The sequence below is a fragment of the Streptomyces sp. NPDC057963 genome (assembly GCF_042887155.1).
GTDB lineage: Bacteria > Actinomycetota > Actinomycetes > Streptomycetales > Streptomycetaceae > Streptomyces.
In genome coordinates this window covers 1-21623 of sequence record NZ_JBHVPX010000036.1, presented here as the reverse complement: position 1 = coordinate 21623, position 21623 = coordinate 1, and the positions used below count along the sequence as shown (strand labels likewise).

Sequence of the window (21623 nt, the reverse complement as noted above, 5' to 3'; positions counted from 1 at the left end):
TCAGGTGTCGCTTTCGACATGCCTACCCGCCGTGAACTTCGGATTCAGTGATATCTAGACCCCCAGACAACGAATTTCATCGATTTGGGGTTGCCAGACAGACGAGTCCCGGTGCACAGTGGATGCGTGGCCAGTCGCAGCGCAGACTCCAGGACCGGGAACGGATCGTCCCCAACGGTCGATGCCGTGTCCCTCGCAATCATCGAGCAGCTCCAGGAGGACGGGCGTCGTCCGTACGCCGCGATCGGCAAGGCCGTCGGCCTCTCCGAGGCGGCCGTACGGCAGCGTGTCCAGAAGCTGCTCGACCAGGGCGTGATGCAGATCGTCGCCGTCACGGACCCGCTCACCGTGGGATTCCGGCGGCAGGCGATGGTGGGCATCAATGTCGACGGCGACCTCGATCCCGTCGCCGAGGCGCTGTCGGCCATGGCCGAGTGCGAGTACGTGGTGATGACCGCGGGCTCCTTCGACCTGATGGTGGAGATCGTCTGCGAGGACGACGACCACCTGCTGGAAACGATCAACAAACGCATCCGGGCCATCCCCGGCGTGCGCTCCACCGAGAGCTTCGTGTACCTGAAGCTCAAGAAGCAGACCTATATGTGGGGAACCCGATAGCCGTGAGCAAGGACCTCAGCCGAACCGCGTACGACCACCTGTGGATGCATTTCACCCGCATGTCGGACTACGAGAACGCGCCCGTTCCCACCATCGTGCGTGGCGAGGGCACCTACATCTACGACGACCAGGGCAAGCGCTACCTCGACGGCCTGTCCGGCCTGTTCGTGGTCAACGCCGGTCACGGCCGTCACGAGCTCGCCGAGGCGGCGTACAAGCAGGGCCAGGAGCTGGCCTTCTTCCCGGTGTGGTCCTACGCCCACCCGAAGGCCGTCGAGCTGGCCGAGCGTCTCGCCGACTACGCGCCGGGCGACCTCAACAAGGTCTTCTTCACCACCGGTGGCGGCGAGGCCGTCGAGACCGCCTGGAAGCTGGCCAAGCAGTACTTCAAGCTCCAGGGCAAGCCGACCAAGTACAAGGTCATCTCGCGTGCGGTCGCCTACCACGGCACCCCGCAGGGCGCCCTGTCGATCACCGGCCTGCCGGCTCTGAAGGCCCCCTTCGAGCCGCTGGTCCCCGGTGCGCACAAGGTGCCGAACACCAACATCTACCGCGCCCCGATCCACGGCGACGACCCGGAGGCCTTCGGCCGCTGGGCCGCCGACCAGATCGAGCAGGAGATCCTCTTCGAGGGCCCGGACACCGTCGCCGCGGTCTTCCTGGAGCCGGTGCAGAACGCCGGTGGCTGCTTCCCGCCGCCGCCCGGATACTTCCAGCGCGTGCGCGAGATCTGCGACAAGTACGACGTGCTGCTCGTCTCCGACGAGGTCATCTGCGCCTTCGGCCGTCTCGGCACGATGTTCGCCTGCGACAAGTTCGGCTACGTGCCGGACATGATCACCTGCGCCAAGGGCATGACCTCGGGCTACTCCCCGATCGGTGCCTGCATCGTCTCGGACCGCGTCGCCGCGCCGTTCTACGAGGGCGACAACACCTTCCTGCACGGCTACACCTTCGGCGGCCACCCGGTCTCCGCGGCGGTCGGCCTCGCCAACCTCGACATCTTCGAGCGCGAGGGCCTCAACCAGCACGTCCTGGACAACGAGAACGCGTTCTTCACGACGCTGCAGAAGCTGCTCGACCTGCCGATCGTCGGCGACGTCCGCGGCAACGGCTTCTTCTACGGCATCGAGCTGGTGAAGGACAAGGCCACCAAGGAGACCTTCACCGACGAGGAGACCGAGCGCGTCCTGTACGGGTTCCTCTCCAAGGCGCTGTACGACAACGGCCTGTACTGCCGGGCCGACGACCGCGGCGACCCGGTCGTCCAGCTCGCGCCGCCGCTGGTCTCCGACCAGTCGACGTTCGACGAGATCGAGGGCATTCTGCGGAGCGTCCTCACCGAGGCGTGGACCAAGCTCTGACAGTGGTCCGGCCGGTCGGCCGACCACGGACCGGCCGGCCGGCCGGACACTGCGGCTTGACCCTCGCTTGACCACCGCACGACCGGCTTCCAGCCGTCGTTCCATACGGTCCACACGGCCCGGATGCGCCCATTCGAGTGGGAAGGGGCGCACCCGGGCCGTGTGCTGTGCCCACACCGCGGTTCGAATCCTTACGGTGCCGAGTGACCGACCGGCCCCCTCTTCGTTCCCCCGTACGGGGGACGGGAATGACGATCTGAACCGAGGTGTACGCCATGGTGGCCCCGCCGGACAACGACGTGATCTGGGCGCGTTCCCTGCAGCACTCCCACAACGGCTCACCCGCGCTCGGCGGTGTCTCCATGGGCGTCCACGACGGCGAGATCCTTGCCGTGACCGGCCCCAGAGGCAGCGGCAAGACCACCCTGCTGCACTGCCTGTCCGGTCAACTGGTGCCCCAGCAGGGCGAAGTGTGGTTCAACAGCGTCCCCGTCCACACCATGGGCCCCCGGATGCGCGAACGGCTGCGCCGCGACAGGTTCGGCTGGATCGCCCCCGAGCCCCAGCTCGTGCCGGAGCTGAACACCTGGGAGAACGTGGCCCTCCCGCTGCTGCTGCGCGGTGCCTCGCACCGGGTGGCCAAGAAGGCCGGCCTGGAATGGCTGGAGCGGCTCGACATCGGCCCGTGCGCCAAGAAACGACCGCACACGCTGCTCCAGGGACAGCGCCAGCGGATCGCCGTGGCCCGCGCGCTGGTGGCCTCACCCGCGGTGATCTTCGCCGACGAGCCGACCGCGACCCTGCACCGCACCGACCGGACGCATGTGCTGCGCACGCTCACCAGTGCGGCCCGTTCGCACGGCATCACGGTCGTCCTGGCCACCCATGACGCGGAGGTCGCCGCCCTCGCCGACCGTACGGTCCCGCTGCTGGACGGCCGCCGCGTCGCCACCGTCGCGCTGCCCGCCGTATCCGATGCGGAGGGCCGCGCGGCGTGCTCGCTCTCCGTCTAGCCCGGGGTTCCCATCCGCTGGTCCTGATGCGGCGGCTGCTGGTCGCGGCCGCGTCCGCCGGGGTCGGCCTCCTGCTGCTGTGCGCCCTGGGCTACGCCTCGGGGCACCCGGCGCACTCCACCGGCGCCGTGGGGCGGCTTCTGTGGTGCTTCGTCCCGCTCGCCGCCACCGTGCAGTTCGCGGTCGCGGTGGCCCGTACGGACCCGAGCACCCGGCCGCGTTCCGGGCTGTCCGCCGTGGGCCTCGGGCCGGTGAAGCTCACCGTGCTCGCCGCGGTCTCCACCGCCGTCTCCTGCACCCTCGGCTCGGTGGTGGCACTGCTGCTCTTCCTTCATCTGCGCGGTGATCTGTCCGGGCTGCCGTTCGACGGGGCCGCGGCCGGGCTGCTCGACGCGGACGCCCCGCTGCCGCTCGCGGCGGTGCTCGTGCTGCTGACCCTGGTCCCGGTGTCCGCGGCGACGGCGAGCGTGCTGGCGCTGCGCGCCCGGCCGGTCTCGACGGCCCCGGTCTCCGCGACGGTCGAGGACGACGCCTCCGCGGACGCCCTGCCGGACGACCTGGTGCCCGTGCCCGTGGCGCCCCCGGCCGGCCTGCCGTGGGGGGTGGCGCTGATCGCGGTCGGCCTCGCCGTCGAGGCGTACATGAGCCGCGGCGACGGGCACAGCCTGCTGCCGCTCCCCGGCAGGCTCGACGCCACCCCGGCCGGAGTGCTGGCGGGGTGGACTCTGTCGGCGATCGGCCTGGTCATGGCCGGCCCCGGCCTGGCACATCTGTGCGGGCGGCTGCTGCAGTCGGTGCGCCCGGGCGCCGTACGCCTGCTGGCCGGCCGGGTGCTGATGGACGAGGCGCGCCGGCTCGGCGGGCCGCTCGGTGTGGTCTGCGCGGTGCTCTCCGCGGTGACCGCCGCCTACGCGCTGTACGGGACGGGGCCGCGCCCCTTCGGCCCGCTCACGGAACTGGGCGCGGTGCTCGTCCTCGGCTGTACGGCGGCGACGCTGCTGACCTCGGCGCTGGAAGCGCGGCAGGACCGCGCCCGGACGGCGCAGGTGCTGCAGAGGCTCGGCGCCCCGGCCTCGGCGCTGCGGGCGGCGACGGCGCTGCGCGCCGCCACCCTGCTGGTCGTCTTCGCCCCGCTGACCTGGCTGGTCGCCCAGCTGGCGGCGCTGCCGCTGACGGCCTGAGGCCGTCAGCGGCAGCGCCCGCGCACCTCGGCCGCTACGTAGCATGACATGGTGGACATTCCGGACGACAGCAGTCCCGTATCCGGCTCACCGGGTCCATCCGGCCCGGCGGGCCCGTCCCGCCCTGAGATCGAGTCGCTCGCCGCATTCGATGCCGCTGTTTCCGCCGGAACGCTGGCCGGACGCCGGATCCAGTCCGTCGACCTGACGGACCGGAGCGACGCACTGCTGGCCGCCGACACGAGCGGCGCGGTCTTCCTCGGCTGCCGGATGGCACCCGGAGCGGCGGCGAAGGTACGGGCGGACGGCGCGATCGTCTTCCCGCCGGTGCCCGGACTGCCCTTCGATCCGTACCGGGGCCTGCTCTACTCCCCCGACGCGCTCTACGAAGGGCTGACGGACGGCGGCTACGCGGCGACGCCCGACGCCCGCGCGTACCGCTGGTTCCAGGAGACCCGGGCGAGTGGCGACGCCTTCGCGTCGATGCTGCGCGCGCTCCATGACGACGCGGTCTCCGACGCCCTGGACGAACACCTCCTCGGTGCCCGCGTCGTCGGGGTGATGGGCGGCCACGCCACGGCGCGCGGCAGCGCGCAGTACGCGGCGGCGGCCCGGCTGGGCCGGGCGCTGGCCCGGGGCGGCCTGACCGTGGCGACCGGCGGCGGGCCGGGCGCCATGGAGGCCGCGAACCTCGGGGCGTACGCGGCGCCGCACCCCGACCCGATGCTGGACAAGGCCTGCAGGATGCTGGCCGCGACCCCCTCGTTCATCCCGTCGGTCACCGAGTGGGCGCTGGCCGCCTTCGCCGTGCGGGAGAGCTGGCCCGGCGGCGGCGGCTCGGTGTCGATCCCCACCTGGTTCTACGGGCACGAGCCGCCGAACCCGTTCGCCGACCACATCGCCAAGTACTTCGCCAACGCCCTGCGCGAGGACGGGCTGCTCGCCCGCTCCACGGCGGGCGTGATCTTCCTGCCCGGCGCGGCCGGCACCGTACAGGAGATCTTCGACAACGCGACGCCGAACTACTACGGCTCGCGCGGCGGCCCGACCCCGATGGTGCTGGTCGGCCGCGCCCACTGGACGCGGGGGCTGCCCGCGTGGCCCCTGCTGCGCGCACTGGCCGGCGGCCGGACGATGGAGTCCCGCATCGCACTCGTCGACACGGTGGACGAGGCGCCCGAGGCGCTCGCCCGGCTGTCGGCGGACGGGTAGCCGGGGCCGGTCGGCGGCCCGTGACCGGCCCCGGCTACCCGTCCGGCGACGGGCCCCGGCGGGTTCAGCGGGACGCGAGGCGGGCCACCAGCGCGTCGAAGAAGGCCTCCCAGCCGTCCTCGGCCGCCGCGTACTGCTCGGCCGTGAGGTTGCCACCGCGCTGTCTGAAGACCATTTCGGTGGTCCTCCCGCCGCGGTCGGCGAAGGTGACGGTGACGGTCTCGCCCTCGATGCCGACAGGCGCGGTGGCGTCCTTCAGCGTGAAGACCAGCCGCTCGGGCGCGACCACCTCGCGGTAGACCCCGTGGAACGGCATCTCGGTCCCCGGCACCACGATGACCAGGCTCCAAGCGCCGCCCGGCCTGACGTCCATCGACACCCGGTCGAGCGGAACCTCGGCGTCCCCGCCGTACCAGGCGGCGAAGTGCTCGGGGGTCGTCCACGCCTCGAAGACGCGCTCCCGCGGGGCGTCGAGGACCCGGGTGATGTCGATGCCCTCGCGTGCTGAACCGGTCATAGTTCCCGTCCTTCCCGGAGTCGCTCCGGATCTTCCGCATGTCCTCCCCAGCTTGCACGGACACCACCGTGCCGACCTGGCGCGAACGGCCCGGTCCGGACCGCCCCGGCAGTCCCGGGCGGCCGGAAACGGCGGGCGCGGGCGTCGGACACGGCTCGGCCGGTCCAGTGACCGCGGGCGGGCCCTCGGGCCCGAGTCCGGTCAGCGGACGGCGGGCAGGACGACGGTCTCCGCCGCGTCGAAACCGACCCCGACCGTCGCGCCCTCCTCGGGGGCGTCCCGCAACGGGGACTCCGCCTCCAGCACCGGACCGTCCTCGGGCATCAGCTGCACGGCGACATGGTTGCCCCGGAACGTACGCGTCCCCACCGTGCAGCGCAGCCCGTCGTCCGGGGCGCCGATCCGTACCCCGGCCGGGCGCACCAGCAGATCGCACGCCCCCTGCGGCGAACCCTCGGGCACCGGCACCTCGCCCCACACCGTGTCGGCGGCCGTGCCGGTCACCGTCGCCTCCACCACGTTGTCGAAGCCGAGGAACCGGGCGACGAAGGCGGACGCGGGCCGTTGCCAGACCTCCAGCGGGGTTCCCACCTGGGCGATCCGTCCGTCGCGCATCACCACCACCCGGTCGGCGAGGGCGAACGCCTCGCCCTGGTCGTGGGTGACGGCGAGCACCGTCGTACCCAACCGTCCGAAGAGCGTGCGCAGTTCGACGACGAGCCGTTCACGCAGGCCGCGGTCGAGCTGGCCGAGCGGCTCGTCCAGCATCAGCAGCTTGGGGCGCGGGGCGAGCGCCCGCGCGAGGGCGACACGCTGCTGCTCACCGCCGGACAGTGCGGCGACGGCCCGCCGTTCGGCGCCGGGCAGGCCCACCAGGTCGAGGAGTTCACCGACCCTGCTCGCCTGCTCGCGACGCGGCATCCCCCGCATCCGCAGCCCGAAGGCGACATTGGCGCCGACGTCCCGGTGCGGGAACAGCTGGTGGTCCTGGAACATCAGGCCGAGACCGCGCCGGTGCACCGGCACTCCCGCCTGGTCCGCGCCGTCCAGCAGCACCCGGCCGCCGTCCGGCGGGTGCAGCCCGGCGACCACCCGCAGCAGGGTCGACTTGCCGCTGCCGCTCGGCCCCAGCACGCACACGATCTCGTGCTCGGCGACCTCCAGGTCCACCCGGTCGAGCGCGGCTCGCTCGCCGAAGCGGACCGTGGCCGATTCCAGTGTCAGCATCTCTAGAACTCCCCGGACCGGTCTGTGCGCATACGTTCGAGCAGCAGCAGCGAGACGGCGCAGACCGCCATCAGAAGCGTGCTGAGGGCCATCGCCTGGCCGTAGTTGAGCTCCCCGGCCCGCCCCAGCAGCCGGGCCACGGCGACCGGCAGCGTCGGGCGGTCGGGCCGCGCGATGAACACCGTCGCGCCGAACTCACCGAGCGACACGGCGAACGCGAAGCCGGCCGCGACCAGCACTGCCCGTCGCACCAGCGGCAGATCGACCTCCCGCCAGGCCCGTAGCGGTGATGCGCCGAGCACCGCGGCCGCCTCCCTCAGCCGCCCGTCCACCGCGCGCAGGACCGGCAGCATGGTCCGTACGACGAAGGGCACACCGACCAGCGCCTGGGCGAGCGGCACCAGGATCCATGACGTCCGCAGATCCAGCGGCGGCTTGTCCAGGGTGATCAGGAAACCGAAGCCGACGGTGACCGCGGACACCCCGAGCGGCAGCATCAGCAGGGCGTCGAAACCACGCACGATCCGGCCCCCGCGCCGGGTCAGCGCCGCGGCGGCGAGCCCGCCGACGACCAGCGCGACGACCGTCGCGACGAGTGCGTACTGCAGTGAGTTCCACACCGCTTCGAGCGGCGCGACCAGGAACGTACCGCCGCCCGCGTCCACGGACCGCAGGGCGCGGTAGTAGTCGAAGCCATGGCCGCCGGGTGTGTCCAGCGAGCGCTCCACCAGCACCCCGAGCGGCAGCAGGATCAGCACCAGCACGGTCAGCAGTACGCCGCAGAGCAGCGCCCACGCTCCGGCGCCGCGCGGCCTGCGCGCGGTCTGCGCCGGGTCGACCAGTCTCAGCGCGGTCTCCCTGCGCCGTACGGTCCACGCGTGCACGGCGAGGATCGCGCCGACCGCGGCGAACTGCACCAGCGTCAGCACGGCCGCCGTCGGCAGGGCGAGCAACTGGGCCGTCTGCCGGTAGATCTCCACCTCCAGCGTGGAGTACCCCGGACCGCCGAGGATCTGTACGACCCCGAAGGAGGTGAAGGTGAAGAGGAAGACCATCAACGCGGCGGCGGCCACGGCGGGTGCGAGGGCCGGCAGGGTGACCCGCCGCCAGGCGGCGAACCGCCCGGCGCCCAGCACCCGCGCGGCCTCCTCCTGCCGCGGGTCGAGTTGTGACCACAGCCCGCCCACGGTCCGTACGACCACTGCGTAGTTGAAGAAGACATGGGCGAGCAGAATCGCCCAGACGGTGGTGTCGAGGCGTACGCCCCAGAGTTCGTCGAGGAACCCGCCGCGTCCCAGCAGCGCCAGGAAGGCCGTCCCGACGACGACGGTCGGCAGGACGAACGGCACGGTGACGACCGCCCGCAGCAGCTGCTTGCCGGGGAAGTCGAAGCGGGCGAAGACATAGGCGCCGGGCAGCGCGATCAGCAGGGTCAGCGAGGTCGAGGCGAGCGCCTGCCAGGTCGTGAACCAGAGGACGTCGCGGATGTCCGGCCGGGTCAGCACCTCGACGACCCGGCCGAACTGCCAGACGCCGTCCGCCTTCAGCCCGCGGCCGACGATCGCGGTGACGGGGTAGGCGAAGAACAGCGCGAAGAACGCGACGGGCACGGCCATCAGGCCGAGCCGCACCGCACTCCCGCGCCGCGCCTTCGCGCGCGCGAAGTCCGCGTGCCCGAAGCGGGCGCGCGGCTCCTCCCCCCGCGGCCCCTCCTCGGGCGCGCCCTTCCCGCCCGCGTCCGTTCCGCGTACGGGGGTCCGCGTTACTTCACTACGAGCGAGGACCACGACTGGACCCACTGCTCACGGTTCTTGGAGATCTTGTCGGGGGCGACGGTCGCCGGTGTGCCGACCGTCGCGCCGAACTTCGTGAAGAGTTCCGGCAGTTTCGCGCTCTCGTCGACCGGGTTCACGAACATGTTGAGCGGCATGTCCTCCTGGAACCTCTTGCTGATCAGGAAGTCCAGCAGGGCCTTGCCCCCCGCCTCGTTCTTCGCACCGTTCAGCAGGCCCGCGAACTCGATCTGGCGGAAGCAGGTCCCGGTGGCGACCCCGGTCGGTGCCTCGGCCGGCTGCGGCTTCGCGTAGAGCACCTCGACGGGTGGGCTGGAGGCGTACGACACGACGAGCGGCCGGTCGGCCTTGGCCTTCTTGCCGCCCGCGGAACCGGAGAACTCCTCGTTGTACGCCTGCTCCCAGCCGTCGACGACCTTGACGCCGTTGTCCTTCAGCTGCTTCCAGTAGTCCTGGTAGCCCTTCTCGCCGTAGGTGGCGACGGTGCCGAGAAGGAAGCCGAGGCCGGGCGAGGAGGTCCCGGCGTTCTCGGTGACGAGGAGGTTCTTGTACGCGGGCTTCGCCAGGTCGTCGAAGGTCCGCGGCGGCGCGAGTTTCTTCGCCGCGAAGTACTCCTTGTCGTAGTTGACGCAGATGTCGCCGGTGTCGATCGGGGTGACCCGGTGCTCGGCGTCGAGTCGGGTGCCGGCCGCCACCCGGTCGATGCCCTTCGCCTCGTACGGCGTGAAGAGGCCACTGTCGAGGGCGCGGGAAAGCAGGGTGTTGTCGACACCGAAGAACACGTCACCGCGCGGTGATCCCTTGGTCAGGATCTCCTGGTTGAGCGCGACACCCGCGTCGCCGCTCTTCAGCACCTTGACGGTGTAGCCGGTCTGCTCGGTGAACTCCTTCAGCACGTCCTTGGAGACGTTGAAGGAGTCATGGCTGACGAGCGTCACGGTCTTCGAGCCGGAGCTCTTCGTGCCGCCGGAACCGGAGTCCGACGTATCGGAACTCCCGCATCCGGCCAGTGCCGTGACGCCGAGCGCGGCGGCGACGGCCGTCGCCGCGAGCTGCGTGGTTCTGCGCGTGGTGCTCATTGTGGATTCCTCCTGGGTTTTGGCCAGGAAGAGACGCGGCCCCGCCCGCGAAAAGCGGGCAGGGCGCAACAGCATGAGTTGATGACCGAACTTCCTACCCGGAATGACCCGGGCGAGGTTCAGAGGGTCTGCGGCCGACCTGTTCTCGGTGCCGCACTCTCAGCGCTGTGGCGCTCCCCTGTCGGAATATGAAGTTGATTTATATGAAGTTGATTTCAGGCCCAGGTTACACGGGCCGTTCCGGCCTCAGCGCTCGGCTGCCGCCAACTGACCGCAGGCACCGTCGATCTCCTGGCCTCGGGTGTCCCGCACGGTCACCGGCACCCCGTGTGCCGCGATCGCCTCGACGAAGGCCTTCTCGTCCTCGGGCCGCGAGGCCGTCCACTTGGACCCGGGGGTCGGGTTCAGCGGGATCAGGTTGACATGCACCCGCTTGCCCTTGAGGAGCCGGCCGAGCCGGTCACCACGCCATGCCTGGTCGTTGATGTCCCGGATCAGCGCGTACTCGATGGAGATCCGGCGGCCGGACTTCTCCGCGTACTCCCACGCGGCGTCCAGCACCTCGCGCACCTTCCACCGCGTGTTCACGGGGACGAGTGTGTCGCGCAGCTCGTCGTCCGGTGCGTGCAGCGAGACGGCGAGACGGCACTTGAACCCCTCGTCGGCGAAGCGGAGCATCGCGGGCACCAAGCCGACGGTGGAGACGGTGATCCCCCGCTGCGAAAGCCCCAGCCCGTCCGGCTCCGGATCGGTGAGCCGGCGGATCGCGCCGACCACCCGCTTGTAGTTGGCGAGCGGCTCGCCCATGCCCATGAAGACGATGTTGGAGAGGCGCGCCGGGCCTCCCGGGACCTCTCCGTCGCGCAGCGCCCGCATGCCGTCCACGATCTGGTGGACGATCTCGGCGGTCGACAGATTGCGGTCGAGACCGGCCTGCCCCGTGGCGCAGAACGGGCAGTTCATCCCGCACCCCGCCTGCGACGAGATGCACATCGTCACCCGCTCCGGGTAGCGCATCAGGACGGATTCGACGAGCGTCCCGTCGTGCAGCTTCCACAGCGTCTTGCGGGTGGTGTCGTCGTCGCAGCTGATGTGACGGACCACCGACATCAGGTCGGGGAACATCGCCTCGGCGAGCCCGTCCCGCGAAGCGGCCGGGATGTTGGTCCACTCGGCCGGGTCGTGCGCATACCGAGCGAAGTAGTGCTGCGAGAGCTGCTGGGCGCGGAACGGCTTCTCGCCGATCGCGACGACGGCTTCCTTGCGCTCGGCGGGCGTGAGGTCGGCGAGGTGCCGCGGCGGCTTCTTGGCTCCGCGGGGCGCGACGAAAGTGAGTTCTCCGGGCTTAGGCATGGTTCATCCAGTGTCGCAGACAAAGCAGCGAGGGCCCGCCGCCCTGTGGACAACGGACCCTCACTCGCAAATGCCCAGGTCAGGGCGGTGAATCGCCCTCAGGGTCAGCCGGATCCCACGAACAGCACCAGCAGCAGCCAGACCACCGGAGCGGTCGGCAGCAGCGAGTCCAGCCGGTCCATGATGCCGCCGTGCCCCGGCAGGAGCGTGCCCATGTCCTTGATGCCGAGATCCCGCTTGATCATCGACTCGCCCAGGTCGCCGAGGGTGGCGCTGGCCGCGACCGCGAGCCCCAGCAGCAGCCCCTGCCACCAGGAACCGCCGTCGATCAGGAACTGCATGCACAGCGCACCGGCGACCATCGCGAAGGCGATGGCCCCGAACAGGCCCTCGCGGGTCTTCCCGGGGCTGATGCGCGGCGCAAGCTTGTGCTTCCCGAAACGCCAGCCCACGGCGTACGCACCCGTGTCGCTGACCACCGTCAGCAGCAGGAAGGTGAGCACCCGCTGCGGTCCGTCGTCCGCGGTCAGGAGCATGGCGACGAAGGTGGCCAGGAACGGTACGTAGAACGCGGCGAACACGCTGGCCGTAACGTCCTTGAGGTATCCCTCCGGAGGCTGGGTCATCCGCCAGACGAGCACCGCGAGTGCCGTCAGCGCCATCGCCACCCAGGCACCCTCGGCGCCCCGCCAGTATCCGGCCACGACCATGGCCGCACCGCCGACAGCCAGCGGGACGAGCGGCGCCTTGATGCCCTTGCGCTCCTCCAGCCGGGAGGTGAGCTCCCACAGGCCCACGACGACGGCGACGGCGACCACACCGACGAAGACGGCCTTCACGATGAACAGCGAGGCGACGATGACGGCGCCGAGCCCCACACCGACCCCTATGGCGGCTCGCAGATCACGGCCCGCACGTTTCTTCTGCGGGGGCGGTGGTGCGGTGGACATGGGCTCCTGCGGCTTCTCGTCGCGGAACAGGGGGCCGCCACTCAGGCGTGCGGCCCCCTGGTCCCTGGCGTCACGGTCGTCAGCGTCTCTACCTGCGTCGGGAGCGTCCGGCACGATGGGCATGGGCCGAGTCTGCTGGGCGCCGTGCACATCGTATGCAGGACCCGCCGGAGCGGCCCGCATCTCGGGCGGACCCCAGTGGCCGGCTCCCTGCGGGGCGCCCCAGGAAGAGTCGTTCATCAGACTTCGAGCAGCTCGGCTTCCTTGTGCTTGAGCAGCTCGTCGACCTGGGCGACGTACTTCGCGGTGGTGTCGTCGAGCTCCTTCTCGGCACGACGCACCTCGTCCTCGCCGGTCTCCTTGTCCTTGACCAGCTTGTCGAGCGTCTCCTTGGCCTTGCGGCGCACGGCCCGGATGGAGATCTTCGAGTCCTCCGCCTTCGTCTTCGCGACCTTGATGTAGTCGCGACGACGCTCTTCGGTGAGGTCCGGGAAGGTCACCCGGATGATATTGCCGTCGTTGCTCGGGTTGACGCCGAGGTCCGAATCGCGGATGGCCTGCTCGATGTTGCGCAGCGCGGTCTTGTCGAACGGCGTCACAACGGCCATGCGCGGCTCGGGCACCGAGAACGAGGCGAGCTGGTTGATCGGGGTCAGCGCGCCGTAGTAGTCGGCGACGATCTTGTTGAACATCGCCGGGTGGGCACGGCCGGTACGGATCGCGGCGAAGTCCTCCTTCGCGACGACGACGGCCTTCTCCATCTTCTCCTCGGCCTCAAGGAGGGTTTCTTCGATCACCACGTGCTCCTGCGTGTCTTGAGTGGGCCCTGCGTGCTCGGGCCCGACGGGTCCTGGGTCGCGTCCTCACCTGCACGGTGTCCGACCGGCAGGCCGTTGTCCATCCTTCGGGACCTGTCCCGGGGTGTTCCCCGCAGGCCCCGGGCCCTCCCGCGGCTTCCCGGGAAGGCCCCCCGGTTCTCAGGCCCGGGTGCCCTGGTCACTCACGAGCGTGCCGATCTTCTCACCCTTGACCGCGCGGGCGATATTGCCCGTGGCGGTCAGCTCGAAGACGAGGATCGGCAGCTGGTTGTCACGGCAGAGCGTGATGGCGGTGGCGTCGGCGACCTTGAGATCGCGGGCGAGCACCTCGCTGTACTCAAGGGCGTCGAACTTCACCGCACCGGGGTTGGTCTTCGGGTCGGAGTCGTAGACCCCGTCCACCCCGTTCTTGCCCATGAGCAGACCCTGGGCGTCGATCTCCAGGGCGCGCTGAGCAGCGGTGGTGTCGGTGGAGAAGTACGGCATCCCCATGCCGGCGCCGAAGATGACGACGCGGCCCTTCTCCAGGTGGCGCACGGCGCGCAGCGGGATGTACGGCTCCGCGACCTGCCCCATGGTGATGGCGGTCTGGACGCGGGAGTCGATGCCCTCCTTCTCCAGGAAGTCCTGGAGCGCCAGGCAGTTCATGACCGTGCCGAGCATGCCCATGTAGTCGGACCGGGCCCGGTCCATGCCGCGCTGCTGGAGCTCGGCACCGCGGAAGAAGTTGCCGCCGCCGATGACGATCGCGATTTCCGCGCCGTCGCGGACGACTGCCGCGATTTCCCGGGCGATGGCGTGTACGACGTCGGGGTCGACACCGAGACCCCCGCCGCCCGCGAACGCCTCTCCGGACAGCTTCAGCATGAAGCGTCCGGGCACCTTGCCGTCGTCGCGCTTGTGGTCACCTTTTGCGGCGTCCGCGCCCTTGTTCATGGAGATTCTCCTCGTGCACATACGAAGAAGGCCATTGCCTGTGGGTCTGGTGTCCCTCAGCGGCAATGGCCTCCTCGTCAGATCTGCGGTCGTACGGCATGTGTGCGGCCGACGACTGCACTGGACCCTATCGGGGCCCACCGTTGTTCGCGGACGGACTCAGATGCCGACCTTGATGCGCGAGAAGCGCTTCAGGGTGACACCGGCCTCGTCCAGGACCTTCTGGACGGACTTCTTGTTGTCCTTGGCGAACGCCTGCTCCAGGACGACGACTTCCTTGAAGAAGCCGTTGACGCGACCCTCGACGATCTTCGGAAGGGCGGCCTCGGGCTTGCCCTCCTCGCGAGAGGTGGCCTCGGCGACACGACGCTCGTTCTCGACCGTCTCGGCCGGGACCTCGTCGCGGTTGAGGTACTTCGGGGCGAAGGCGGCGATGTGCTGCGCGACGTCCTTGGCGGCCGTCGCGGCCGCCTCGTCCGAGGCGGTCCCCTTGTCGAGGTCGACCAGGACGCCGACCTGCGGCGGGAGGTCGGGCATCGTGCGGTGCATGTACGCAGCCACGTAACCGCCGGTGAACTGCGCGAAGCGGTCCAGGACGATCTTCTCGCCGAGGTTGGCGTTGGCCTCGTCGACGTACGCCTGGACGGTCTTGCCGGCCTCGATCTCGGAGGCGAGCAGCGCGGCCAGGTCGGCCGGGGAGGTCGCGGCGACGTGGGCGGCGAGCGTGTTGGCGACGGCCTGGAACTTCTCGCCCTTGGCGACGAAGTCCGTCTCGCACTTCAGCTCAAGCAGAACGCCGGAGGTCTTGTCCTCGGAGATGAGGGAGACGACGGCGCCGTTCTCGGCAGAACGGCCCTCGCGCTTGGCGACGCCCTTCTGACCCTTGATACGGAGCGCCTCGACGGCCTTGTCGACGTTGCCGTCGGCCTCGTCGAGCGCCTTCTTGCAGTCCATCATGCCGGCGCCGGTCAGCTCGCGGAGCTTCTTGACGTCAGCGGCGGTGTAGTTCGCCATGAGTCTGTGTTTCTCTCTCGAAGTCTGAAAGATCTACGGGTGAACGGCGGGGGCGGTGCTTGTGGCACCGGCCCCCGCCGTCATTCAGCCGTGACAGAGGTGTCAGGCCTGCTCGGCGTCCGCGGCCGGGGCGTCGGCGGCGGGGGCGTCGGCGGCGGGGGCCTCGGCGGCAGGGGCCTCGGCAGCAGGGGCCTCGGCAGCGGCCTCGGCCGGCGTCTCGGCGGCGTCCGCGACCTTCTCGGTCTCGGCGGAGGTCTGCACCTCGGCGTCGGCCTTCTTGTCGCCCTCGAGCAGGTCGCGCTCCCACTCGGCGAGCGGCTCGCCGGCGGCCTTCTCGCCCGGCTTCGAGTCACCGGTGGCGGCACCGGAACGGGCGATGAGGCCCTCGGCGACAGCGTCGGCGATCACGCGGGTGAGCAGGGTGACGGAGCGGATCGCGTCGTCGTTGCCCGGAATCTTGTAGTCGACCTCGTCGGGGTCGCAGTTGGTGTCGAGGATCGCGACGACCGGGATGTGGAGCTTGCGCGCCTCACCGACGGCGATGTGCTCCTTCTTGGTGTCGACGATCCAGACGGCGCTCGGCACCTTCTGCATCTCGCGGATACCACCGAGGGTCTTCTCCAGCTTGGCCTTCTCGCGGGAGAGGACCAGGAGCTCCTTCTTGGTGAGGCCGGAGGCGGCCACGTCCTCGAAGTCGATGAGCTCGAGCTCCTTCAGACGCTGAAGGCGCTTGTAGACGGTGGAGAAGTTGGTGAGCATGCCACCGAGCCAACGCTGGTTGACGTACGGCATGCCGACGCGCGTCGCCTGCTCGGCGATGGCCTCCTGGGCCTGCTTCTTGGTACCCACGAACATGATGGAGCCGCCGTGGGCGACGGTCTCCTTGACGAACTCGTAGGCGCGGTCGATGTACGACAGCGACTGGAGCAGGTCGATGATGTAGATGCCGTTGCGCTCGGTGAAGATGAAGCGCTTCATCTTCGGGTTCCAGCGACGGGTCTGGTGACCGAAGTGGACGCCGCTTTCCAGCAGCTCCCGCATCGTGACGACGGCCATGGCCGTACTCCTTGAGGTACTCGGTTGCCGCGACAGCAGGATTGCTGTCGCGCCTGACGCCCCGACGCGCCGTGCCACAAGGGACCGAGGAGCGCGGCCACCGTCCGCAGAGAGCGAGGTGGCGGGGCGTGCGAAGTCGACCCGGTGACCCGGATCGCCATAGGAAGTGTACGGGACGGTCCGGGCACCGGGTGACGGCGTTGTCCACAACCGGTCGGTAGTCCACAGATCCGGTTCATGATCCCCGCGGATCCGCGTGGCGCGGGACCGTTCTGCCATGCGATGCACACCTGGCCCGACCGTCTCCCTCTTCCTGCACGGACTCCGGTTCCGCGAGGCCGCGCGCGTGGCAATGACGGCCCTCCTCACGGCGGTGGCGACCCTCCTCGCGGCGCTGTGCGGCACGCAGGCCGCGGCGGCAGCAACGGCGGGGTCCGCGCCCGCAGCCGTGTGGCCGCTTGCCGGGCGGCCCGCGGTCGTACGGGGCTGGGAGCCGCCGGCCGGCCCGTACGGGCGCGGTCACCGCGGAGTGGACCTCGCCGCGCAGCCGGGTACGGCGGTGCTCGCCGCGGCCTCGGGCCGGGTCTCGTTCGCCGGGTCCGTGGCGGGGCGCGGGGTGGTGGCCATCGAGGTGTCGGGGACCGGCGATCCGCCCCTGCGGACCACGTACGAGCCGGTGCGCGCGCTGGTCGAGAAGGACCAGGAGGTGGCGGCGGGGCAGGTCGTGGCGATCGTGGAGGCGGGGCCCTTCCACTGCGCGTCGGGCTGTCTGCACTGGGGGCTGCGGCGCGGTGACGCGTATCTGGATCCGCTGTCGCTGCTGCCGCCGGGGCTGCTGCGGCGCGGACCGTCCCGGCTGCTGCCGGTGTTCGGCGTGCCGGAGCCGCGGTCCTCGGCCGAGGGGGCCGGGGACGGACCCGCCGCCCCCGGCGTTCTGCTCGCCGTCGCCGCGGTGCGGCGCCGACGTCAGTCCTGTACGCCCCGCACGCCTCGCAGGACCATGGCAACGGCGGTGTCCGCGATCACGCCCGGCTCCTCCGCCACACCGAGTTCGATACGCCGCACCGCGGCATCCACCGAGCCCTGCAGCAGCATCGCCGCCAGCCTCGGCTGTTCATGGCCGAGGTCGCCGAGCGCCTCGACGATCATGGCGATCAGCCCGCCGTGCGCGGCCCTGATCTTCTCGCGGGCGCCCGCGTCCAGTTCGCTCGCCGAGATCGCGACGACCGCCCGGTGGCGGCGGTCCCCGACGAGATCGAGCTGCCGTCGCACATAGGCCTCGATCTTCGCCTCCGGCGTGGTGGCCTGCTCCATCGCGCTCTCGACCTCGGCAGCCCAGACGGGAAAGTCGACGGCGCAGAGCTCTTCGACTACGGCGGCACGGGAGCGGAAGTACTCATACACGGAGGACCTGGCGAGGCCTGTGCGTTCGGCGAGGGCAGGGAAGGTCAACGCTTCCGTACCGCCCTCGGACAGCAGGGAGCGGGCGGCGTCCAGGAGGGCGCCGCGCTGCATGGTCCGGTGCTCGGCCACCGAGGCCGCTCGAATCCTGGGCACCCGTCCACTCTACGGCGACCGGTGTTCGAGAGGGCGCGTACGGCCCCGATCGGTGGCCGAAGCGGCCAGGGTCCGCAGCGGCCGCCCGGCGGTCTCAGCGTCCGGCGTCGGCCAGTTTCGCCCGCAGTTGCAGCACCGATTTGGTGTGGATCTGACTGACACGGCTCTCGGTGACTCCGAGCACGTTGCCGATCTCGGCGAGGGTGAGGCCCTCGTAGTAGTAGAGCGTGACAACTGTCTTCTCGCGCTCCGGAAGAGTATTGATCGCCCGGGCGAGCAGCCGTCTGAGCTCACGGCCCTCGGCGACCTCCACCGGATCGTCGGCGGCGGTGTCCTCGAGCGTGTCCATCAGGCTCAGCCGGTCACCGCCCTCGCCGCCGACATGCAGCAGCTCCTCCAGCGCGACCACGTTCGCCAGCGACAACTGGCTGAAAACCGCGTGCAGTTCCTCCAGCGCGATGCCCATTTCCGCAGCGACCTCCGGCTCGGAAGGGGTGCGTCGCAGCTGCGCCTCCAGCGTGGCATAGGCGCGTTCCACGGCCCGCGCCTTCTGGCGCACCGAGCGCGGGATCCAGTCCAGCGCCCGGAGTTCGTCGATCATCGCGCCCCGGATGCGGGTGATCGCGTACGTCTCGAATTTGATCGCGCGCTCGATGTCGAACTTCTCGATCGCGTCGATCAGTCCGAAGACGCCCGAGGAGACGAAGTCCGCCTGCTCGACATTGGAAGGCAGGCCCACACTCACCCGGCCCGCGACGTACTTCACCAGCGGCGAGTAGTGCAGGATCAGCTGCTCCCGCAGCCGCTCGTCGCCCGTGGACTTGTATGAACGCCACAACTCGTCGAGCGAGGAGGGGGCGGGGGGACGCACAGTGCCACGCGCAGCCGGTGGTACTGCCGCGCGGTCAGACCCGGAGGTGTGCTGGGGCATGTGGTGCCTTGAGCCGTTCTGCTGTGGAGTGCGGGGGGACTTGTGCCTGAGTCGGGATCCTTGTGAGCGTAGCGTGACCGAGGCGTTGCGGTCCGCGCAGGCCTGCGGATCGGCACTGCGCGATTCCGGCCGGTCGAACATGACTGAAGTCCGGGGCCGTCGCGGTGTGCGCCGGCCCCGGAGGCGTCGCTGAAGGATCCGCCGAGGTCATCGGCATCACCTTTTCACCCGAATGCTCCAGGTCAAGTACCGCCTCGCCGCGCGTCGCCATTGCATATACGCCGCGGCGTCAACTGCCATCCATCGCCATCGCGTTCGACGAACCCCAGTGAGTGCAGTTCGTACAGCCTGCCGAGCGCTTCGTCGACGCTGGTTCCCGCCGCGCGGGCCACGTCTCGCCCGCCGGCGGCGCCGCGGGAGGGCAGCGCGTCGAGGATCCTGGCGGAGACCGCGTCCAGCAGATCCCTGGGGTGTACGGGGCCGCGCCTGGCCGGAGCCAGTTCGCCGATGTCCCCCACGAGTTCGGCGATCTCCGCGGCGTCCGTCACCAGGACGCCCTCCCCGCGCAGGAGTTCGTGGACTCCTGCCGACAACCCGCTGGTGGCGGGGCCCGGCACGCCCATGGTGAAGCGACCGAGCCGCTGCGCGCTGCGTGCCGTGACCAGCGAACCGCTGCGGTATTCGGCCTCGACCACGACGGTCCCGCGCGTCAACGCGGCGATGACGCGGTTCCGGAGAATGAATCTGCTGCGGGTCGGATGATCGGACGGTGGTAATTCGCCGATGACGAGGCCCTGTTCCGCCATCCGCCCGATCAGCTCGGCGTGTCCCCGGGGGTAGGCGACGTCCACCCCGCAGGCCAGGACCGCCATCGTCGCCCCGCCGACGGCGAGCGCCCCGCGATGAGCCGCCCCGTCCACCCCGAACGCCGCTCCCGACACGACCACCCACCCCAGCTCGGCGAGCCCGGCGCCGAGGCTCGCCGCCATGTGGGCCCCGTACGGTGTGCAGGCACGGGCGCCCACGAGGGCGACCGAACGCAGCGCCCAGAGCCGCAGATCGCGTGGCCCCCGCACCCACAGGCCGGTCGGCCTGGCGTCCCCCAGGTCGTCGAGCTGGCTGGGCCACTCGCGCTCGCCCGGACAGACGAACCGCCCGCCGAGCGCGGCGACCGCCGCCAGGTCCCGCTCGGGCTCCAGGTCCGCGGCCCGCAACCGGTATCCGGCGAGGCGTTTCGGAGTCATGCCGTTCAGTTGCTCCGCGGCCCCGTCCCCGGTGGTGATCCGTCGTATCAGCTCGACGGCGCCGAGCTCGCGCAGCCATCGGCCCCCGCGCTCGTCCCCCGGTTCCAGGACGCGGGTCAGCGCGGCCCGCGCCAGGCGTTCCCGATCGCTCACCGCCACTCCCGGCCCCGCCTCCGGTTCCGGCCTCGTCCCCGGCCCCGCTTCCGGCCCGGTTCCCGCGCCGTGCCCCGGGTCTTGCCCCGGCGGGCGCCGCGGCCTCTCCCCCGGGCCGTGGTCCGCCCGCGGTGTCATGACACTCCGGCCTTCGTCAGGGCGCCCCGTGGAATCCCGGTCCGCAGTTCCAGCGCCACCGCGATGTCGGACGCCTCCGGACGACCGGCGCCCCGCAGATCCGCGACCGTCCATGCCACCCTGAGCACCCGGTCCAGGCCGCGAGCGGTGAGCATGCCGCGCTCCATGTCCCGTTCGGCCGCCAGGAGCGCTCCCGGTGCCGCGACCAGCCGGGTCCGCAGCTCATGGCCGGGCACCTCGCTGTTGGTCGTCCACGCCGTGCCGGCCAACCGCTTCGCCGCCCGTGCCCGTGCTGCCTGGACACGGGCCGCGACGGTGGCCGTCGACTCGCCCCTGCCGCCCTCCCCCATCAGGTCCGCGCGCCCGACGGGTTCGACGGCCACCCGCAGATCCACCCGGTCGAGCAGCGGCCCGGAGAGTCTTGCCTGATAGCGCCTGACCGTCGACGGCGGGCACTCGCAACCGGCGCCGCTGAGCGTGTGCCGACCGCACGGACAGGGGTTGGCGGCCAGCACCATCAGGAATCTGGCGGGCAGCCGCACCACCCCGGCGCTGCGTGCCACCACCACATGCCCCGACTCCAGCGGCTGGCGCAGGGCGTCCAGCACCCGCATGGAGAATTCCGGCGCCTCGTCCAAAAAGAGAATTCCCCTGTGCGCGAGGGATACCGCACCGGGCCGCGGCAGCCCGTTGCCCCCGCCGACCAGCGACTGCATCGTCGCCGAGTGGTGCGGTGCGCAGTACGGCGCGCGGGTCACCAGCGGTTCCCCCGGCGGCAGAATGCCGGCCACGGAGTGCACCGCGGTGACCTCCAGGGACTCCTTCCTGGTGAGCGTCGGCAGGATCGCCGGCAACCGCTCGGCCAGCATGGTCTTGCCGGCTCCGGGCGGTCCGGAGAGCAGCAGATGGTGACCGCCCGCCGCGGCCACCTCCAGCGCCTTGCGGGGCCGCCGCTGTCCCGCCACGTCCGCGAGGTCCGGCGGGTTGCCGTCCCCCTGCCCGGGTCCCCGGGCGAGCCCGGTGCCGATGCCCGCGCCGGGCACCATCAGCCCGGCCAGCAGGGTGTCGGGGCGCCCGTCGTCATCGGGCCGCTGCTCCTCCGGCACGGGCTCGTCGCAGAGCACCGCGATCAGCTGCCGCAGGCTCCGCACCCCGAGAACCGAGACCCCGGGCACCAGCGCCGCCTCCCCCGCGGTCTGCTCGGGCACGACGACCTGGCGGTATCCGGCGTCCGCCGCGGCGAGCACGGCGGGCAGCACCCCGCGCACCGGCCGCACCCGGCCGTCCAGCCCGAGCTCACCGATCATCACCACATCGGCGATGGACGCCGGATCGATCCGCTCGGCCGCTCCCAGCACCGCGCAGGCGACCGCCAGGTCGGTGCCACGAAAAAGGCACCCTTACGGCCGCCTTCTTTGCCGTGCGGACGAGGGTTCAGCCTTGAGGGTGACCACCAGGCTTCTCGTCGG

Annotated in this window: 18 protein-coding genes, 2 pseudogenes and 1 riboswitch; of the genes and pseudogenes, 6 read left to right on the top strand and 14 right to left on the bottom strand. The window is 70.9% G+C overall.

The window, feature by feature from the left end; all coding sequences use genetic code 11:
* Window positions 1-126 precede the first annotated feature (126 nt).
* The 5 genes from ACFVT1_RS38340 (at window position 127) to ACFVT1_RS38320 (ending at window position 5388) form a co-directional block, all read left to right on the top strand.
* A complete protein-coding gene (locus ACFVT1_RS38340; protein ID WP_383971956.1) occupies window positions 127-618 on the top strand; it encodes an Lrp/AsnC family transcriptional regulator in 492 nt (163 codons plus the stop codon).
* The gene (locus tag ACFVT1_RS38335) at window positions 603-1982 is read left to right on the top strand and encodes an aspartate aminotransferase family protein (protein ID WP_362209093.1); all 1380 of its coding nucleotides are present in this window, start codon (window positions 603-605) and stop codon (window positions 1980-1982) included. The genes ACFVT1_RS38340 and ACFVT1_RS38335 overlap by 16 nt, the downstream gene beginning before the upstream one ends.
* Window positions 1983-2257: 275 nt before the next feature.
* A complete protein-coding gene (locus ACFVT1_RS38330; protein ID WP_362209096.1) occupies window positions 2258-2995 on the top strand; it encodes an ATP-binding cassette domain-containing protein in 738 nt (245 codons plus the stop codon).
* Window positions 2977-4176, top strand: coding sequence for a hypothetical protein (locus ACFVT1_RS38325; protein ID WP_389804710.1), 1200 nt, complete (start codon window positions 2977-2979; stop codon window positions 4174-4176). The genes ACFVT1_RS38330 and ACFVT1_RS38325 overlap by 19 nt, the downstream gene beginning before the upstream one ends.
* Before the next feature lie 48 nt (window positions 4177-4224).
* Window positions 4225-5388 carry an LOG family protein gene (locus ACFVT1_RS38320; protein ID WP_389804707.1) on the top strand — a complete coding sequence of 388 codons (1164 nt, stop codon included), beginning with the start codon at window positions 4225-4227 and terminating at the stop codon, window positions 5386-5388.
* A gap of 64 nt (window positions 5389-5452) precedes the next feature.
* On the opposite strand, the gene ACFVT1_RS38315 is transcribed toward ACFVT1_RS38320, so the two are convergent.
* From ACFVT1_RS38315 to rpsB, 10 genes are all read right to left on the bottom strand, one after another.
* On the bottom strand, window positions 5453-5905 hold the full coding sequence (locus tag ACFVT1_RS38315; RefSeq protein WP_389804705.1) for an SRPBCC domain-containing protein: 453 nt from the start codon (window positions 5903-5905) through the stop codon (window positions 5453-5455).
* Window positions 5906-6106: 201 nt separating this feature from the next.
* On the bottom strand, window positions 6107-7132 hold the full coding sequence (locus ACFVT1_RS38310; protein ID WP_389804702.1) for an ABC transporter ATP-binding protein: 1026 nt from the start codon (window positions 7130-7132) through the stop codon (window positions 6107-6109).
* Window positions 7133-7134: 2 nt separating this feature from the next.
* Complete coding sequence (locus ACFVT1_RS38305) at window positions 7135-8748, bottom strand: ABC transporter permease (RefSeq protein WP_389804773.1); 1614 nt, start codon at window positions 8746-8748, stop codon at window positions 7135-7137.
* Between the two features lie 146 nt (window positions 8749-8894).
* Complete coding sequence (locus ACFVT1_RS38300) at window positions 8895-10004, bottom strand: thiamine ABC transporter substrate binding subunit (RefSeq protein WP_389804699.1); 1110 nt, start codon at window positions 10002-10004, stop codon at window positions 8895-8897.
* A gap of 73 nt (window positions 10005-10077) precedes the next feature.
* A riboswitch (TPP riboswitch) is annotated at window positions 10078-10194 on the bottom strand.
* Window positions 10195-10250: 56 nt separating this feature from the next.
* Window positions 10251-11357, bottom strand: coding sequence for a 23S rRNA (adenine(2503)-C(2))-methyltransferase RlmN (gene rlmN / locus ACFVT1_RS38295; protein ID WP_389804696.1), 1107 nt, complete (start codon window positions 11355-11357; stop codon window positions 10251-10253).
* 104 nt (window positions 11358-11461) lie between these two features.
* Complete coding sequence (locus ACFVT1_RS38290; protein ID WP_389804693.1) at window positions 11462-12547, bottom strand: phosphatidate cytidylyltransferase; 1086 nt, start codon at window positions 12545-12547, stop codon at window positions 11462-11464.
* On the bottom strand, window positions 12547-13104 hold the full coding sequence (frr, locus tag ACFVT1_RS38285) for a ribosome recycling factor (RefSeq protein WP_362209115.1): 558 nt from the start codon (window positions 13102-13104) through the stop codon (window positions 12547-12549). The genes ACFVT1_RS38290 and frr overlap by 1 nt, the downstream gene beginning before the upstream one ends.
* A gap of 180 nt (window positions 13105-13284) precedes the next feature.
* Entirely contained in the window at window positions 13285-14061 is a 777-nt protein-coding gene (gene pyrH, locus ACFVT1_RS38280) for a UMP kinase (protein WP_389804690.1), read from the bottom strand.
* A 159-nt stretch (window positions 14062-14220) separates the two neighbouring features.
* A complete protein-coding gene (gene tsf, locus ACFVT1_RS38275) occupies window positions 14221-15075 on the bottom strand; it encodes a translation elongation factor Ts (RefSeq protein ID WP_362209121.1) in 855 nt (284 codons plus the stop codon).
* Between the two features lie 102 nt (window positions 15076-15177).
* A complete protein-coding gene (rpsB, locus tag ACFVT1_RS38270) occupies window positions 15178-16131 on the bottom strand; it encodes a 30S ribosomal protein S2 (RefSeq protein WP_389804687.1) in 954 nt (317 codons plus the stop codon).
* Window positions 16132-16408: 277 nt separating this feature from the next.
* Between rpsB and ACFVT1_RS38265 the strand changes: the two are divergent.
* Window positions 16409-16882: pseudogene (locus ACFVT1_RS38265) on the top strand (M23 family metallopeptidase); the annotation flags it as partial.
* A 215-nt stretch (window positions 16883-17097) separates the two neighbouring features.
* Here ACFVT1_RS38265 and ACFVT1_RS38260 read toward each other — a convergent pair.
* From ACFVT1_RS38260 to ACFVT1_RS38245, 4 genes and pseudogenes are all read right to left on the bottom strand, one after another.
* A complete protein-coding gene (locus ACFVT1_RS38260) occupies window positions 17098-17664 on the bottom strand; it encodes a TetR/AcrR family transcriptional regulator (RefSeq protein ID WP_389804770.1) in 567 nt (188 codons plus the stop codon).
* Between the two features lie 118 nt (window positions 17665-17782).
* Window positions 17783-18619, bottom strand: a complete 837-nt coding sequence (gene whiG, locus ACFVT1_RS38255) for an RNA polymerase sigma factor WhiG (RefSeq protein WP_362209127.1) — start codon at window positions 18617-18619, stop codon at window positions 17783-17785.
* A 242-nt stretch (window positions 18620-18861) separates the two neighbouring features.
* Window positions 18862-20154, bottom strand: coding sequence for a DNA-processing protein DprA (gene dprA / locus ACFVT1_RS38250; RefSeq protein ID WP_389804684.1), 1293 nt, complete (start codon window positions 20152-20154; stop codon window positions 18862-18864).
* Window positions 20151-21539: pseudogene (locus ACFVT1_RS38245) on the bottom strand (YifB family Mg chelatase-like AAA ATPase); the annotation flags it as partial. The gene dprA and the pseudogene ACFVT1_RS38245, both read right to left, overlap by 4 nt.
* Window positions 21540-21623: the final 84 nt, after the last annotated feature.

Bases quoted from the DNA above. Each gene is read 5' to 3' on its own strand.
- dprA (WP_389804684.1), bottom strand. From the start codon at position 20,154: ATGACACCGCGGGCGGACCACGGCCCGGGGGAGAGGCCGCGGCGCCCG.
- rlmN (WP_389804696.1), bottom strand. From the start codon at position 11,357: ATGCCTAAGCCCGGAGAACTCACTTTCGTCGCGCCCCGCGGAGCCAAG.
- pyrH (WP_389804690.1), bottom strand. From the start codon at position 14,061: ATGAACAAGGGCGCGGACGCCGCAAAAGGTGACCACAAGCGCGACGAC.
- ACFVT1_RS38320 (WP_389804707.1), top strand. From the start codon at position 4,225: ATGGTGGACATTCCGGACGACAGCAGTCCCGTATCCGGCTCACCGGGT.
- ACFVT1_RS38330 (WP_362209096.1), top strand. From the start codon at position 2,258: ATGGTGGCCCCGCCGGACAACGACGTGATCTGGGCGCGTTCCCTGCAG.
- ACFVT1_RS38315 (WP_389804705.1), bottom strand. From the start codon at position 5,905: ATGACCGGTTCAGCACGCGAGGGCATCGACATCACCCGGGTCCTCGAC.
- rpsB (WP_389804687.1), bottom strand. From the start codon at position 16,131: ATGGCCGTCGTCACGATGCGGGAGCTGCTGGAAAGCGGCGTCCACTTC.
- ACFVT1_RS38300 (WP_389804699.1), bottom strand. From the start codon at position 10,004: ATGAGCACCACGCGCAGAACCACGCAGCTCGCGGCGACGGCCGTCGCC.
- ACFVT1_RS38310 (WP_389804702.1), bottom strand. From the start codon at position 7,132: ATGCTGACACTGGAATCGGCCACGGTCCGCTTCGGCGAGCGAGCCGCG.
- ACFVT1_RS38290 (WP_389804693.1), bottom strand. From the start codon at position 12,547: ATGAACGACTCTTCCTGGGGCGCCCCGCAGGGAGCCGGCCACTGGGGT.
- ACFVT1_RS38305 (WP_389804773.1), bottom strand. From the start codon at position 8,748: ATGGCCGTGCCCGTCGCGTTCTTCGCGCTGTTCTTCGCCTACCCCGTC.
- whiG (WP_362209127.1), bottom strand. From the start codon at position 18,619: ATGCCCCAGCACACCTCCGGGTCTGACCGCGCGGCAGTACCACCGGCT.
- tsf (WP_362209121.1), bottom strand. From the start codon at position 15,075: ATGGCGAACTACACCGCCGCTGACGTCAAGAAGCTCCGCGAGCTGACC.